Origin of the sequence: Citrobacter amalonaticus (assembly GCF_001559075.2) — a bacterium.
GTDB lineage: Bacteria > Pseudomonadota > Gammaproteobacteria > Enterobacterales > Enterobacteriaceae > Citrobacter_A > Citrobacter_A amalonaticus_F.
Genome location: NZ_CP014015.2, coordinates 88,958 through 103,290, shown reverse-complemented (window position 1 = coordinate 103,290; position 14,333 = coordinate 88,958). Strand labels below are relative to the sequence as shown.

The 14,333-nt window shown below is 54.7% G+C and carries 13 protein-coding genes; all 13 read left to right on the top strand.

The window, feature by feature from the left end; all coding sequences use genetic code 11:
* The first annotated feature begins 1 nt into the window (after position 1).
* The 13 genes from wcaB to wzxC all read left to right on the top strand — a co-directional run bounded on the left by wcaB (position 2) and on the right by wzxC (position 14,294).
* The gene (gene wcaB, locus AL479_RS00540) at positions 2-490 is read left to right on the top strand and encodes a colanic acid biosynthesis acetyltransferase WcaB (protein WP_061074657.1); all 489 of its coding nucleotides are present in this window, start codon (positions 2-4) and stop codon (positions 488-490) included.
* Positions 487-1,704: a colanic acid biosynthesis glycosyltransferase WcaC gene (gene wcaC, locus AL479_RS00535; RefSeq protein ID WP_061074656.1), complete on the top strand. Its 1,218-nt coding sequence runs from the start codon at positions 487-489 to the stop codon at positions 1,702-1,704. Before wcaB ends, wcaC begins: the two co-directional genes overlap by 4 nt.
* Entirely contained in the window at positions 1,679-2,899 is a 1,221-nt protein-coding gene (gene wcaD / locus AL479_RS00530) for a colanic acid polymerase WcaD (protein WP_061074655.1), read from the top strand. The genes wcaC and wcaD overlap by 26 nt, the downstream gene beginning before the upstream one ends.
* Positions 2,900-2,912: 13 nt before the next feature.
* Positions 2,913-3,659: a colanic acid biosynthesis glycosyltransferase WcaE gene (gene wcaE / locus AL479_RS00525; RefSeq protein ID WP_061074654.1), complete on the top strand. Its 747-nt coding sequence runs from the start codon at positions 2,913-2,915 to the stop codon at positions 3,657-3,659.
* A 16-nt stretch (positions 3,660-3,675) separates the two neighbouring features.
* Positions 3,676-4,221, top strand: coding sequence for a colanic acid biosynthesis acetyltransferase WcaF (gene wcaF / locus AL479_RS00520; RefSeq protein WP_061074653.1), 546 nt, complete (start codon positions 3,676-3,678; stop codon positions 4,219-4,221).
* A gap of 144 nt (positions 4,222-4,365) precedes the next feature.
* Positions 4,366-5,487 carry a GDP-mannose 4,6-dehydratase gene (gene gmd / locus AL479_RS00515; RefSeq protein ID WP_061074652.1) on the top strand — a complete coding sequence of 374 codons (1,122 nt, stop codon included), beginning with the start codon at positions 4,366-4,368 and terminating at the stop codon, positions 5,485-5,487.
* Between the two features lie 2 nt (positions 5,488-5,489).
* Positions 5,490-6,455: a GDP-L-fucose synthase gene (gene fcl / locus AL479_RS00510; protein ID WP_061074651.1), complete on the top strand. Its 966-nt coding sequence runs from the start codon at positions 5,490-5,492 to the stop codon at positions 6,453-6,455.
* A gap of 2 nt (positions 6,456-6,457) precedes the next feature.
* Complete coding sequence (locus AL479_RS00505) at positions 6,458-6,937, top strand: GDP-mannose mannosyl hydrolase (protein ID WP_061074650.1); 480 nt, start codon at positions 6,458-6,460, stop codon at positions 6,935-6,937.
* Complete coding sequence (gene wcaI / locus AL479_RS00500; protein ID WP_061074649.1) at positions 6,934-8,160, top strand: colanic acid biosynthesis fucosyltransferase WcaI; 1,227 nt, start codon at positions 6,934-6,936, stop codon at positions 8,158-8,160. The genes AL479_RS00505 and wcaI overlap by 4 nt, the downstream gene beginning before the upstream one ends.
* A 125-nt stretch (positions 8,161-8,285) precedes the next feature.
* Positions 8,286-9,722, top strand: a complete 1,437-nt coding sequence (gene cpsB / locus AL479_RS00495; protein ID WP_061074648.1) for a mannose-1-phosphate guanyltransferase — start codon at positions 8,286-8,288, stop codon at positions 9,720-9,722.
* Between the two features lie 264 nt (positions 9,723-9,986).
* Complete coding sequence (gene cpsG / locus AL479_RS00490) at positions 9,987-11,357, top strand: colanic acid biosynthesis phosphomannomutase CpsG (protein ID WP_061074647.1); 1,371 nt, start codon at positions 9,987-9,989, stop codon at positions 11,355-11,357.
* Between the two features lie 54 nt (positions 11,358-11,411).
* The gene (gene wcaJ / locus AL479_RS00485) at positions 11,412-12,806 is read left to right on the top strand and encodes an undecaprenyl-phosphate glucose phosphotransferase (RefSeq protein WP_061074646.1); all 1,395 of its coding nucleotides are present in this window, start codon (positions 11,412-11,414) and stop codon (positions 12,804-12,806) included.
* A 9-nt stretch (positions 12,807-12,815) separates the two neighbouring features.
* Positions 12,816-14,294, top strand: a complete 1,479-nt coding sequence (gene wzxC, locus AL479_RS00480) for a colanic acid undecaprenyl disphosphate flippase WzxC (protein WP_061074645.1) — start codon at positions 12,816-12,818, stop codon at positions 14,292-14,294.
* The last annotated feature ends 39 nt before the right edge of the window (positions 14,295-14,333 follow it).

Below are 14,333 nucleotides of genomic sequence, written 5' to 3'. Positions count from 1 at the left end.
CATGCTGGAAGATATCCGCGCGAACAGCTGGAGCCTGCGCCCGTGCTGCATGGTGCTGGCTTACCGGGTCGCCCATTTCTGCTCCGTCTGGCGCAAAAAAAACGTGCTGAACAATGTGTGGGCTGCGCCGGTGCTGGTGCTGTATCGGCTGGTAACCGAATGTCTGTTCGGCTATGAAATTCAGGCGGCGGCTACCATCGGACGACGCTTCACCATTCATCACGGTTATGCCGTAGTGATCAACAAAAACGTGGTAGCCGGTGACGATTTCACGGTTCGTCATGGTGTCACTCTCGGCAATCGCGGGGCGGAGAGCCTGGCCTGTCCGGTGATTGGCAACGGCGTGGAACTGGGTGCCAACGTGATCGTGCTGGGTGACATCCGCATCGGAAATAACGTGACGATTGGCGCAGGCAGCGTGGTGCTCGACAGCATCCCGGACAATGCGCTGGTGGTGGGCGAGAAGGCCCGGGTTAAGGTAATTAAATGAATATTCTGCAATTTAATGTGCGACTGGCGGAAGGCGGTGCGGCTGGGGTGGCATTAGATCTGCATCAGCGCGCGCTGCAAAAAGGGCTGGCTTCGCAATTTATATACGGCTATGGCAAAGGCGGGAAAAAGAGCGTCAGCCATAGCCACTATTCCCATGTCATCAAACAGACGCCGCGTCTGACGTCAGTGGCTAATATCGCCCTGTTTCGTCTGTTCAATCGCGATCTGTTTGGCAATCTGAACAATCTCTACCGTACCGTGACCCGCACGTCAGGCCCGCTGGTGCTGCATTTTCACGTCCTGCACAGCTACTGGCTGAATCTGGCTGACGTCGTGGCGTTCTGCGAAAAGGTGAAAAACCACAAGCCGGACGTCACGCTGGTCTGGACGCTACACGATCACTGGAGCGTCACCGGGCGCTGCGCCTTTACCGACGGCTGCGAGGGGTGGAAAACCGGCTGCCAGAAATGCCCGACGCTTAATAATTACCCGCCGGTGAAAGTTGACCGCGCGCATAACCTGGTCGACGGAAAACGCCAGCTATTCCGCCAGATGCTGGCGCTGGGCTGCCAGTTTATCTCTCCAAGCCAACACGTTGCCGATGCGTTTAACAGCCTGTACGGCGCAGGGCGCTGCCGCATTATCAACAATGGTATTGATGTGGCGACTGAAGCGATTCTGGCGGAGTTGTCTCCGGTCAATGAGACGCAGGGGAAACCGAAAATTGCGATTGTGGCTCATGACCTGCGCTACGACGGGAAAACCAATCAGCGTCTGGTACGCGACATGATGGCGTTGGGCGATAAGGTTGAACTGCATACCTTTGGCAAATTCTCGCCGTTTGACGGGGCAAACGTGGTAAATCACGGCTTTGAAACCGACAAACGCAAGCTGATGAGCGCGCTCAACCAAATGGACGCGCTGGTGTTCAGCTCCCGCGTGGACAACTACCCGCTGATTTTATGTGAAGCGTTGTCAATCGGCGTGCCGGTGATCGCCACCCACAGCGACGCGGCGCAAGAGGTGCTGCACAAGTCGGGCGGAAAAACGTTTGCCGCTGAAGAGGTGCTGCAACTGGTGCAGATGGGCAAAACCCGGATCGCCCAAACCGTTTTTGGCACGTCGCTCAGTGAATTTCGCGATCGCAGCCGTGCGGCATACAGTGGTCAACAGATGCTGGAGGAATATGTCTCGTTCTATCAGAATCTGTAGCTATCTGCTGCTACCGCTGATCTACCTGCTGGTCAACGTCAAAATTGCCCAACTGGGCGAAAGTTTCCCTATCACCATCGTCACTTTTTTACCCGTTTTGTTGCTGCTGTTCGTTGAGCGAATCAGCATTAAGAAGCTGATGATTGCGTTAGGAATTGGGGCAGGGCTTACGGCATTTAACTATCTGTTCGGTCAGTCGCTGGACGCCAGCAAGTACGTCACCTCGACGATGCTGTTTGTCTATATCGTGATCATTATCGGCATGGTCTGGAGCATTCGCTTCAAAACCATTTCACCGCATAACTACCGTAAGATCTTGCGCTTTTTCTATCTGGTGGTGGCGCTGGTGGTGATGCTGGCGGCGGCGGAAATGGCGCAAATTATCCTGACCGGTGGCAGCAGCCTGATGGAAGGAATTTCGAAGTATCTTATTTACAGTAATAGCTATGTACTGAACTTTATTAAATTTGGCGGCAAGCGAACCACCGCGCTCTATTTCGAACCGGCATTTTTTGCTCTGGCGTTAATCTCAATTTGGCTCAGCATCAAACAGTTTGGTATCAAAACGCCTAAAACCGATGCTATGATTCTGGCAGGGATAATATTATCAGGATCGTTTTCAGGGGTAATGACATTTATCCTGTTTTACCTGCTGGAATGGGCGTTTCAGTATCTGAATAAGGATGCGATAAAGAAAAAACTACCGCTGGCGATAATCTCATTAGCCGTGTTTTTAGTAGGGGTGATATTCGCATTTCCCTATATCTCCACGCGTCTGGGTGATTTAGGTACGGAAGGGTCGTCTTCTTATTATCGCATTGTCGGTCCGTTAGTGATGGTCGGTTATTCTTTAACCCATATTGATGGCGTAGTCAGATTTGGCTCACTTTATGAATATGTCGCATCATTCGGAATCTTTAACGGTGCAGATGTCGGGAAAACAATAGACAATGGTTTGTATCTGCTGATTATTTATTTTTCCTGGTTCGCCGTGTTAATGACGCTGTGGTACATGTGGAAAATCTTAAAAATGACGTTAAACGCATTTGGCGATAATCGGAATTTTCGGGTGCAACTTTATCTTTTTACACCGGTGTCACTGTTTTTTACCGGCTCGATATTTAGCCCGGAATATGCATTTTTAATTGTGTGTCCGTTTATTTTGCGCAAGGCGCTGAATATTACAAAAGTATGATGAGGCTAATCCTATGCTGCTCAGTATTATCACCGTCGCGTTTCGCAATCTGGACGGCATCGCCAAAACCCATGCGTCTCTGGCGCATCTGGCAAAGGCGAACGACATCAGCTTTGAGTGGATCGTGGTGGATGGCGGCTCAAATGACGGTACGCAAGAATTTCTGGAAAACCTCTGCGGTAACTATCAGTTACGCTTTGTCAGTGAGCCGGACAACGGCATCTATGATGCGATGAACAAGGGCATTGAAATGGCGCGTGGCAAGTTCGCGCTGTTTCTCAACTCCGGCGATATTTTCCATCCAGATGTCGCCCACGTTGTGCGTCAGTTACAGACACAAAAAGATGACGTGATGATTACCGGTGATGCGCTGCTCGATTTTGGCGATGGCCATAAAACAAAACGTAGCGCGAAACCCGGCTGGTATATCTACCACAGTCTGCCGGCAAGCCATCAGGCCATCTTTTTCCCACTGGCGGGACTAAAAATCTGGCACTACGACCTGCAATATAAAGTGTCATCCGATTATGCGCTGGCCGCCAGATTGTATAAAGAAGGCTATGACTTTAAAAAACTGGACGGTCTGGTGTCTGAATTTTCAATGGGTGGCGTGTCAACGACGAATAATCTGGAATTATGCGAAGACGCCAAAAAAGTGCAGCGTCAGATATTACGCGTGCCGGGTTTTTGGGCTGAATTATCGAAGCTATTACGCTTACGTACAACGGGTAAAACGAAAGCCTTATATAACAAAGTCTGAAATATAAGGATTAATGATGCAGGACTTACGAGGTTTCTCCGTACCGAAAGGATTTCGCGGCGGAAATGTCATTAAAGTGCAATTGTGGTGGGCGATACAGGCAACATTATTTTCCTGGTCGCCGCAGGTGTTGTATCGCTGGCGCGCTTTTTTGCTCCGTCTGTTTGGCGCAAAAATAGGAAAAAACGTAGTGATTCGACCGTCGGTAAAAATTACCTATCCATGGAAATTAACCATTGGCGATTATGCCTGGGTGGGGGATGACGTCAATTTATATACGCTCGGCGATATTACGATTGGTGCCCATGCGGTGGTTTCGCAGAAAAGTTATTTGTGTACCGGCAGTCACGATCATACCAGTGCGCATTTTGATATTAACGCCATCCCGATTGTGATTGGTGATAAATGCTGGCTGGCAACGGATGTGTTCGTGGCGCCAGGCGTAACGATAGGCGATGGCACTGTCGTCGGTGCGCGCAGCAGTGTTTTTAAATCGCTACCGGCAAACACGGTTTGCCGTGGTAATCCCGCAGTTGTGATACGCGAACGCGTTGAAAAGTAATCCGTTTCCCCGTCATGTCTCGGGCTGTAGCGGTGTTGGCTTTCCTCGCTTACTCAGTCACTTACTTCAGTAAGCGTCTGGACAAGCTGCGTCGCCGCCTTGCTACAACCCGAACGGGTTAGGGGATAATAAAGAGGTAATAAAATGTCTAAAGTCGCTCTCATTACCGGTGTAACCGGGCAGGATGGTTCTTACCTGGCAGAACTTCTGCTGGAAAAAGGTTATGAAGTTCACGGTATTAAGCGTCGTGCGTCTTCATTTAACACCGAGCGCGTGGATCACATCTATCAGGATCCTCATGCGAGCAACCCGAAATTCCATCTGCACTACGGTGACCTGACGGACTCCTCAAACCTGACGCGCATCCTGCAGGAAGTGCAGCCGGATGAGGTCTACAACCTGGGCGCCATGAGCCACGTGGCGGTCTCCTTCGAATCGCCGGAATACACCGCCGATGTTGATGCGATGGGAACGCTGCGCCTGCTGGAAGCCATCCGCTTCCTTGGTCTGGAAAAGAAAACCCGTTTCTATCAGGCATCGACCTCTGAGCTGTACGGTCTGGTGCAGGAAATCCCGCAAAAAGAGACCACACCGTTCTACCCACGCTCGCCGTATGCGGTCGCCAAACTGTATGCCTACTGGATCACCGTCAACTACCGTGAATCCTATGGTATCTATGCCTGTAACGGCATTCTGTTTAACCACGAATCGCCGCGTCGTGGCGAAACCTTCGTCACCCGTAAAATCACCCGCGCGATTGCCAACATCGCTCAGGGTCTGGAGTCCTGCCTGTACCTCGGCAACATGGATTCCCTGCGTGACTGGGGCCATGCGAAAGACTACGTCAAAATGCAGTGGATGATGCTGCAACAGGAACAGCCGGAAGACTTTGTGATCGCCACCGGCGTGCAGTACTCCGTGCGTCAGTTCGTCGAAATGGCGGCGGCTCAACTGGGGATCAAACTGCGCTTTGAAGGCGAAGGCGTGGAAGAGAAAGGGATTGTGGTTTCTGTCACCGGTCATGACGCGCCAGGCGTGAAACCGGGTGATGTGATGGTGGCCGTTGATCCGCGCTACTTCCGTCCGGCGGAAGTGGAAACCCTGCTGGGCGACCCGACCAAAGCGCATGAGAAGCTGGGCTGGAAACCGGAAATTACGTTGCAGGAGATGGTCTCCGAGATGGTCGCCAAAGACCTGGAAGCGGCGAAGAAACACTCCCTGCTGAAATCTCACGGCTACGAGGTCGCCATCGCGCTGGAGTCCTGAGAATGAGCAAACAACGTATCTTTATTGCCGGTCATCGCGGAATGGTGGGTTCCGCGATTGCCCGACAGCTTGAACAGCGCGGCGATGTGGAACTGGTGCTGCGTACGCGCGATGAGCTGAACCTGCTGGACAGCAAAGCGGTGCTGGATTTCTTTGCCACTGAGCGGATCGATCAGGTTTATCTGGCGGCGGCGAAGGTAGGCGGCATTGTCGCGAATAACACGTATCCGGCAGATTTCATCTTTGAGAACATGATGATGGAAAGCAACATCATTCACGCCGCGCATCTGCACAACGTGAATAAGCTGCTGTTCCTTGGTTCATCCTGTATCTATCCCAAACTGGCAAAACAGCCGATGGCGGAGAGTGAACTGCTGCAGGGCACGCTGGAACCAACCAACGAGCCGTACGCCATTGCCAAGATTGCCGGCATCAAATTGTGCGAGTCATACAACCGCCAGTACGGGCGCGACTATCGTTCCGTGATGCCGACCAACCTGTATGGTCCGCATGACAACTTCCATCCGAGCAATTCGCACGTGATCCCGGCGCTGCTGCGTCGTTTCCACGACGCGACCGTGCAGAGTACGCCGGACGTGGTGGTGTGGGGAAGCGGGACGCCGATGCGTGAGTTCCTGCACGTTGATGATATGGCCGCCGCCAGCATCCACGTGATGGAACTGGACCGCGAAGTCTGGCAGGAGAACACCCAGCCGATGTTGTCGCACATTAACGTCGGTACGGGCGTGGATTGCACCATTCGCGAACTGGCGCAGACCGTCGCTCAGGTTGTGGGCTACAAAGGCCGCGTGGTGTTTGACGCCACGAAGCCGGACGGTACGCCGCGAAAACTGCTGGATGTGACCCGTTTGCATCAGTTGGGCTGGTATCACGAGATCTCACTGGACGCTGGCCTTGCCAGCACATACCAGTGGTTCCTTGAGAATCAGCATCGGTTCCGGGGGTAAACATGTTTTTACGTCAGGAAGATTTTGCCACCGTTGTGCGTTCCACGCCGCTTGTCTCCATCGATTTGATCGTGGAAAACGCGCAGGGGGAATTTCTGCTGGGTAAACGACTGAACCGACCCGCGCAGGGCTTTTGGTTCGTGCCCGGCGGCCGGGTGCAAAAAGATGAGCCGCTGAGCGCGGCCTTCGAACGCCTGACCGAAGCCGAACTGGGGCAACGTTTGCCGCTATCCGCCGGGGAATTTTATGGCGTCTGGCAGCATTTCTATGACGACAACTTTTCCGGTGAAGACTTCTCAACGCATTACATCGTGCTCGGTTTCCGTCTGCGGGTGCAGACGCGCGATTTGGCTCTGCCTGACGCGCAGCACGACGCTTACCGCTGGCTGACGCCCGAGGCGTTGCTGGCGAGCAACAACGTCCACGATAACAGTCGGGCGTATTTTTTGCCGGAATGTCAGGCTAAGGCGCCGGGATTATGAGGATCCTCGTTTATGGCATCAACTACTCACCGGAGTTAACCGGCATCGGTAAATACACCGGTGAAATGGTGGAGTGGATGGCGCGTGAAGGCCATGACGTGCGGGTTATCACCGCGCCGCCGTATTACCCGCAGTGGAAAGTGGGCGAGCGTTATTCAGCCTGGCGCTATCGCCGGGAAGAGGGTGACGCCACCGTCTGGCGCTGCCCGCTGTATGTGCCAAAGCAGCCGTCAACACTGAAACGGTTACTGCATCTGGGCAGCTTTGCCCTCAGCAGCTTTTTCCCGCTGATGGCGCAGCGTCGCTGGAAGCCGGATCGCATTATCGGCGTGGTGCCTACGCTGTTTTGCTCGCCGGGAATGCGTCTGCTGGCGAAACTCTCTGGCGCCCGCACGTTGCTGCACATTCAGGACTATGAAGTCGATGCGATGCTGGGCCTCGGTCTGGCGGGCAACGGTAAAACCGGCAAAGTGGCGCAACTGGCGACCGCTTTCGAGCGCAGCGGTCTGCATAACGTCGACAATGTCTCCACCATCTCCCGCTCAATGATGAATAAAGCCCAGGCGAAAGGGGTGGCGGCAGAAAAAGTGATCTTCTTCCCTAACTGGTCAGAAGTCGCCCGTTTTCAGAACGTTAACGATGATGAGGTTATCAGCCTCCGCCAACAGCTCGGTTTGCCGGATGACAAAAAAATCATTCTTTACTCCGGCAATATCGGCGAGAAGCAGGGGCTGGAAAACGTGATTGCGGCGGCGGAACAACTGCGTGAGCAGCCGCTGATTTTCGCCATCGTCGGGCAGGGCGGCGGCAAAGCGCGTCTGGAGAAAATGGCCCGCGAGCGCGGTCTGCACAACGTTCTGTTTTTCCCGCTGCAGCCGTACGAGGCGCTGCCTGCGCTATTGAAGATGGGCGATTGCCATCTGGTGGTGCAAAAACGCGGGGCGGCGGATGCCGTTCTGCCCTCCAAACTGACCAATATTCTGGCGGTGGGTGGCAATGCGGTGATTACCGCAGAACCGGAGACGGAACTCGGTCAGCTTTGCGACCGCTACGCCGGCATCGCGGTGTGCGTTGAGCCGGAATCGGTCGATGCGCTGGTGGCAGGGGTAACCATGGCGCTCGCCATGCCAAAAAACAACACGGTGGCACGTGAATATGCCGAACGCACGCTCGATAAAGAGAATGTGCTACGCCAATTTATGAATGATATTTCCCCAAAATAATTCGAGTTGCAGGAAGGCGGCGACGCAGTGAATCCCCAGGAGCTTACATAAGTAAGTGACTGGGGTGAACGAGGAAAGACAACGCACCTGCAACGTGAAGAATGAAGGGGATTCGGGGATTAATTATGAGTCAGACAACACTCTATCCGGTTGTAATGGCCGGTGGCTCCGGTAGCCGCTTATGGCCGCTTTCCCGTGTTCTTTATCCTAAGCAGTTCCTGTGCCTGAAAGGCGATCTCACCATGCTGCAAACGACCATTTGTCGTCTTAACGGCGTGGAGTGTGAAAGCCCGGTCGTGATCTGCAACGAGCAGCACCGTTTTATCGTCGCGGAGCAATTGCGTCAGCTTAACAAACTGACTGAAAACATTATTCTCGAACCGGCGGGACGCAATACCGCGCCGGCCATTGCGTTAGCAGCGCTGGCGGCAAAACGGCACAGTCCGGACTGCGACCCGCTGATGCTGGTGCTGGCGGCAGACCACGTGATTGCCAACGAAGAGGCCTTCCGTGACGCGGTACGACACGCGATGCCGTACGCCGAAGCCGGAAAGCTGGTCACGTTTGGTATCGTTCCGGATCTGCCGGAAACGGGCTACGGCTATATCCGTCGCGGCGATGTCTCGCCAGGTGAAAACGATGCCGTGGCGTTTGACGTTGCGCAGTTTGTGGAAAAACCAAATCTGGAAACGGCGCAGGCCTATGTCGCCAGCGGTGATTATTACTGGAACAGCGGGATGTTCCTGTTCCGCGCCGGACGCTATCTGGAAGAGCTGAAAAAATACCGTCCCGATATCCTGGAAGCCTGTGAAAACGCGATGAGCGCGGTCGATCCGGATCTCGATTTCATCCGTGTGGATGAGGCATCGTTCCTGGCGTGTCCGGAAGAATCCGTCGATTACGCGGTGATGGAGCGCACGGCGGATGCGGTGGTGATGCCGATGGATGCGGGCTGGAGTGATGTTGGCTCCTGGTCCTCGCTGTGGGAAATCAGCGCTCATACCGCCGAGGGAAACGTCCATCACGGCGACGTCATCAGCCATAAAACCGAAAACAGCTACGTCTATGCCGAATCGGGACTGGTGACCACCGTCGGCGTGAAAGACCTGGTGGTGGTGCAGACCAAAGACGCTGTATTGATCGCCGATCGTAATGCGGTACAGGATGTGAAAAAAGTGGTTGAGCAAATCAAAGCCGATGGCCGTCACGAACACCATATTCACCGCGAAGTGTACCGTCCGTGGGGGAAATATGACTCCATCGACGCCGGTGACCGCTATCAGGTCAAACGCATCACCGTGAAACCAGGGGAAGGGCTGTCGGTACAGATGCACCACCACCGCGCCGAACACTGGGTGGTGGTGGCCGGTACTGCCAAAGTCACCATTGACGGTGAGATCAAATTGCTCGGTGAAAACGAGTCTGTCTACATTCCGCTGGGAGCCACCCACTGTCTGGAAAATCCCGGGAAAATTCCGCTCGATCTGATTGAAGTGCGCTCGGGTTCTTACCTCGAAGAGGATGATGTGGTGCGGTTTGAGGATCGCTACGGCCGGGTCTAACGCCTTTATTGCGCCCGGTGGCGCTGCGCTTACCGGGCCTATGTTTTGTTGCGTGTAGGCCTGATAAGGCGCGTAGCGTCGCCATCAGGCGAAGACTGCCGGATGGCGCGTTGCTTATCCGGCCTACGAAGCTACGGAACTGTGCTTACCGGGCCTGTGATTCTGTAGGTCGGATAAGCGCAGCGCCATCCGACAAAGATAAAAAAACATTTTTTTGGCCATAGATGGGTCAGGGACAACTGTTGCCTGAAGAAGGGTAAAAACATGACGAAATTAACCTGTTTCAAAGCCTACGATATTCGCGGCAGGCTGGGCGAAGAGCTGAATGAAGAGATTGCGTGGCGGATTGGTCGCGCTTACGGCGAATTTCTGAAGCCGAAAACGATTGTGCTGGGCGGCGACGTGCGTCTGACCAGTGAGGCGCTGAAGCTGGCGCTGGCGAAAGGGTTGCAGGATGCGGGCGTTGACGTGCTGGACATCGGCCTGTCGGGTACCGAAGAGATCTATTTTGCCACCTTTCACCTCGGCGTGGACGGCGGGATTGAAGTGACCGCCAGCCATAATCCGATGGATTACAACGGGATGAAACTGGTGCGCGAAGGCGCGCGTCCTATCAGCGGCGACACCGGTCTGCGCGACGTGCAGCGTCTGGCCGAGGCCAACGACTTCCCGCCGGTGAACGACGCGACGCGCGGAAGCTATAAACACATCACGCTGCGTGACGCCTATATCGATCATCTGTTCGGCTACATCAACGTCAAAAATCTCACCCCGCTGAAGCTGGTGATCAACTCCGGTAACGGCGCGGCAGGCCCGGTGGTGGATGCCATTGAAGCGCGTTTTAAGGCACAAGGCGTGCCGGTGGAATTTATCAAAGTGCACAACACCCCGGACGGCAACTTCCCGAACGGCATTCCTAACCCGTTGCTGCCGGAGTGCCGCGCCGACACCCGTAATGCGGTGATCGAACACGGCGCGGATATGGGCATCGCGTTTGACGGCGATTTCGACCGCTGCTTCCTGTTCAATGAGAAAGGCCAGTTTATCGAGGGCTACTACATTGTCGGCCTGCTGGCGGAAGCGTTTCTCGAGAAACAGCCGGGCGCCAAAATCATTCACGACCCGCGTCTGTCCTGGAACACGGTGGATGTGGTGACGGCTGCAGGCGGCACGCCAGTGATGTCGAAAACCGGCCATGCCTTTATCAAGGAACGGATGCGCCACGAAGACGCCATCTACGGCGGCGAGATGAGCGCCCACCACTATTTCCGTGATTTTGCTTACTGCGACAGCGGAATGATCCCGTGGCTGCTGGTGGCGGAACTGGTGTGTCTGAAGGGACAGTCGCTGGGGGAACTGGTACGCGACCGGATGGCGGCATTCCCGGCGAGCGGCGAAATCAACAGCACGCTGGACGAACCGGCGGCGGCACTATCGCGGGTGGAACAACACTTCGCCCGCGAGGCGCTGGCGGTGGACAGAACCGACGGCATCAGCATGTCGTTCGTCGACTGGCGTTTCAACCTGCGCTCCTCCAACACCGAACCGGTGGTGCGCCTGAACGTGGAGTCACGCGGTGATATTCCGCTGATGGAAGCGCGAACGCGCACTCTGCTGGCGTTACTGAATCAGTAAGGTCAGATCTTCCCTTACCCGCCAGCGGGTAGGGGGCTAATAACAGGAACAACGATGACAAATCTAAAAAAGCGCGAACGGGCCAAAACCAATGCATCGTTAATCTCTATGGTGCAACGCTTTTCAGATATCACCATCATGTTTGGCGGGCTGTGGGTTGTCTGCGAAATCAGCGGATTGCCTTTCCTGTATATGCACCTGTTGGTGGCGCTGATCACGTTGGTTGTTTTTCAGATGCTGGGTGGCATAACCGATTTCTATCGCTCATGGCGCGGCGTCAAAATTTCCACTGAACTGACTCTCCTGCTGCAAAACTGGACGCTGAGCCTCGTCTTCAGCGCCGGTCTGGTCGCGTTTAATGCCGATTTTGATAACCGTCTCGCCATCTGGCTGGCGTGGTATCTGCTGACCAGCGTCGGGCTTGTCTTTTGTCGATCATTTATTCGCTACGGCGCAGGCTGGCTGCGCCATCGTGGCTATAACACGCGCCGGGTGGCGGTCGCGGGCGATCTGCCTGCCGGGCAGTCGTTGCTCGACAGCTTTCGCAATGAACCGTGGCTGGGATTTGAAGTGGTCGGCATCTATCACGACCCGAAACCGGGTGGCGTGACGTCAGACTGGGCAGGGAACTTAGATCAGCTGGTTGAAGATGCCAAAGCCTCACGCATTCATAACGTTTATATCGCCATGTCGATGTGCGACGGTGCGCGGGTGAAAAAACTGGTGCGCGAACTGGCGGATACCACCTGTTCGGTGATCCTCATTCCGGACGTGTTTACCTTTAACATTCTGCATTCCCGCATCGAAGAGGTGAGCGGCGTGCCGGTGGTACCGCTGTATGACACGCCGCTGTCGGGTATCAACCGCCTGCTTAAGCGTGCGGAAGATATCGTGCTGGCGTCGCTGATCCTGCTGCTGATCTCCCCGGTGCTGTGCTGCATTGCGCTGGCGGTGAAGCTGAGTTCGCCGGGGCCGATCATCTTCCGTCAGACCCGTTATGGCATGGACGGTAAACCGATCAAAGTATGGAAATTCCGCTCAATGAAGGTGATGGAAAACGACAAGGTCGTCACACAGGCGACGCAGAACGATCCGCGCGTTACCCGAGTGGGGAATTTCCTGCGTCGTACCTCGCTGGATGAACTGCCGCAGTTTATTAATGTGCTGACCGGTGGGATGTCTATCGTCGGGCCGCGCCCGCATGCGGTGGCGCATAACGAACAGTATCGTCAACTGATTGAAGGCTACATGCTGCGTCATAAGGTCAAGCCGGGGATCACCGGTTGGGCGCAAATCAACGGCTGGCGTGGTGAGACCGACACGCTGGAGAAAATGGAAAAACGCGTGGAGTACGATCTGGAGTACATCCGCGAGTGGAGCGTGTGGTTCGACATCAAGATCGTTTTTCTGACGGTGTTCAAGGGCTTTGTTAACAAAGCGGCGTACTGAGGAACGGTCATGAGCTTACGTGAAAAAACCATCAGCGGCGCGAAGTGGTCGGCTATTGCCACGGTGATCATTATCAGTCTTGGGCTTATCCAGATGACGGTATTGGCGCGGATCGTCGATAACCACCAGTTCGGCCTGCTGACCGTATCGCTGGTGATCATTGCGCTGGCCGATACATTGTCTGACTTCGGTATTGCCAACTCTATTATTCAGCGCAAGGAGATAAGCCATCTTGAGCTGACCACGCTGTACTGGCTGAACGTCGGGTTGGGAATCATCGTCTGTGTGGCGGTCTTCCTGCTTAGCGATGTGATTGGCAATGTGCTGCATAACCCGGATCTGGCGCCGCTGATTAAAACGCTGTCGCTGGCGTTTGTGGTGATCCCGCACGGGCAGCAGTTTCGCGCGCTGATGCAGAAAGAGCTGGAGTTCAACAAGATTGGGATGATTGAAACCAGTTCCGTACTGGCGGGCTTTACGTTTACCGTTGTCAGCGCGCATTTCTGGCCGCTGGCCATGACCGCCATTCTTGGCTACCTGGTAAACAGCGCGGTGCGCACGCTGTTGTTTGGCTATTTTGGTCGCAAGATTTACCGTCCAGGTCTGCACTTTTCGTTGGCGTCCGTCTCGTCCAATTTGCGCTTTGGCGCGTGGCTGACAGCGGACAGCATCATCAACTACGTCAATACCAACCTTTCCACGCTGGTGCTGGCGCGCATTCTCGGGGCCGGCGTCGCAGGGGGCTATAACCTGGCGTACAACGTGGCGGTGGTGCCGCCGATGAAGCTTAACCCCATCATCACCCGCGTGCTGTTTCCGGCGTTTGCCAAAATTCAGGACGACACCCAGAAGCTGCGCGTGAATTTCTACAAGCTGCTTTCCGTGGTGGGGATCATTAACTTCCCGGCGCTGCTTGGCCTGATGGTGGTTGCCAATAATTTTGTGCCACTGGTCTTTGGCGAGAAGTGGAACAGCATTATTCCTGTGCTGCAACTGCTGTGCGTGGTGGGGCTGCTGCGCTCGGTCGGCAATCCGATTGGCTCGCTGTTGATGGCGAAAGCGCGCGTGGACATCAGCTTTAAATTCAATGTCTTTAAAACGTTCCTGTTCATCCCGGCGATTATTGTCGGCGGGCAGATGGCGGGCGCAATTGGCGTGACGCTGGGCTTCCTGCTGGTGCAAATCATCAACACGATTCTGAGCTACTTCGTCATGATCAAACCGGTGCTGGGCTCCAGCTATCGTCAGTACATTCTGAGTCTGTGGCTGCCGTTCTATCTCTCATTGCCGACGCTGGCAGTGAGTTATGGGCTGGGTATTGCGCTGCAGGGACATCTGTCACTGAGCGTGCTGTTGGCGACGCAAATTGTCGCCGGTGCGCTGGCGTTCGCGGTGATGCTTGTACTTTCGCGACACCCACTTGTCGTGGAGATGAAGCGCCAGTTTTGTCGCAGCGAAAAAATGAAAACCTTGCTTCGTGCAGGATAAGTTTTGCCGGATGGCGACGGTTACACGTCTTATCCGGCC

Coding starts and splice junctions, on each gene's coding strand:
- wcaB (WP_061074657.1), top strand. CDS start 2: ATGCTGGAAGATATCCGCGCGAACAGCTGGAGCCTGCGCCCGTGCTGC.
- wcaC (WP_061074656.1), top strand. CDS start 487: ATGAATATTCTGCAATTTAATGTGCGACTGGCGGAAGGCGGTGCGGCT.
- wcaD (WP_061074655.1), top strand. CDS start 1,679: ATGTCTCGTTCTATCAGAATCTGTAGCTATCTGCTGCTACCGCTGATC.
- wcaE (WP_061074654.1), top strand. CDS start 2,913: ATGCTGCTCAGTATTATCACCGTCGCGTTTCGCAATCTGGACGGCATC.
- wcaF (WP_061074653.1), top strand. CDS start 3,676: ATGCAGGACTTACGAGGTTTCTCCGTACCGAAAGGATTTCGCGGCGGA.
- gmd (WP_061074652.1), top strand. CDS start 4,366: ATGTCTAAAGTCGCTCTCATTACCGGTGTAACCGGGCAGGATGGTTCT.
- fcl (WP_061074651.1), top strand. CDS start 5,490: ATGAGCAAACAACGTATCTTTATTGCCGGTCATCGCGGAATGGTGGGT.
- AL479_RS00505 (WP_061074650.1), top strand. CDS start 6,458: ATGTTTTTACGTCAGGAAGATTTTGCCACCGTTGTGCGTTCCACGCCG.
- wcaI (WP_061074649.1), top strand. CDS start 6,934: ATGAGGATCCTCGTTTATGGCATCAACTACTCACCGGAGTTAACCGGC.
- cpsB (WP_061074648.1), top strand. CDS start 8,286: ATGAGTCAGACAACACTCTATCCGGTTGTAATGGCCGGTGGCTCCGGT.
- cpsG (WP_061074647.1), top strand. CDS start 9,987: ATGACGAAATTAACCTGTTTCAAAGCCTACGATATTCGCGGCAGGCTG.
- wcaJ (WP_061074646.1), top strand. CDS start 11,412: ATGACAAATCTAAAAAAGCGCGAACGGGCCAAAACCAATGCATCGTTA.
- wzxC (WP_061074645.1), top strand. CDS start 12,816: ATGAGCTTACGTGAAAAAACCATCAGCGGCGCGAAGTGGTCGGCTATT.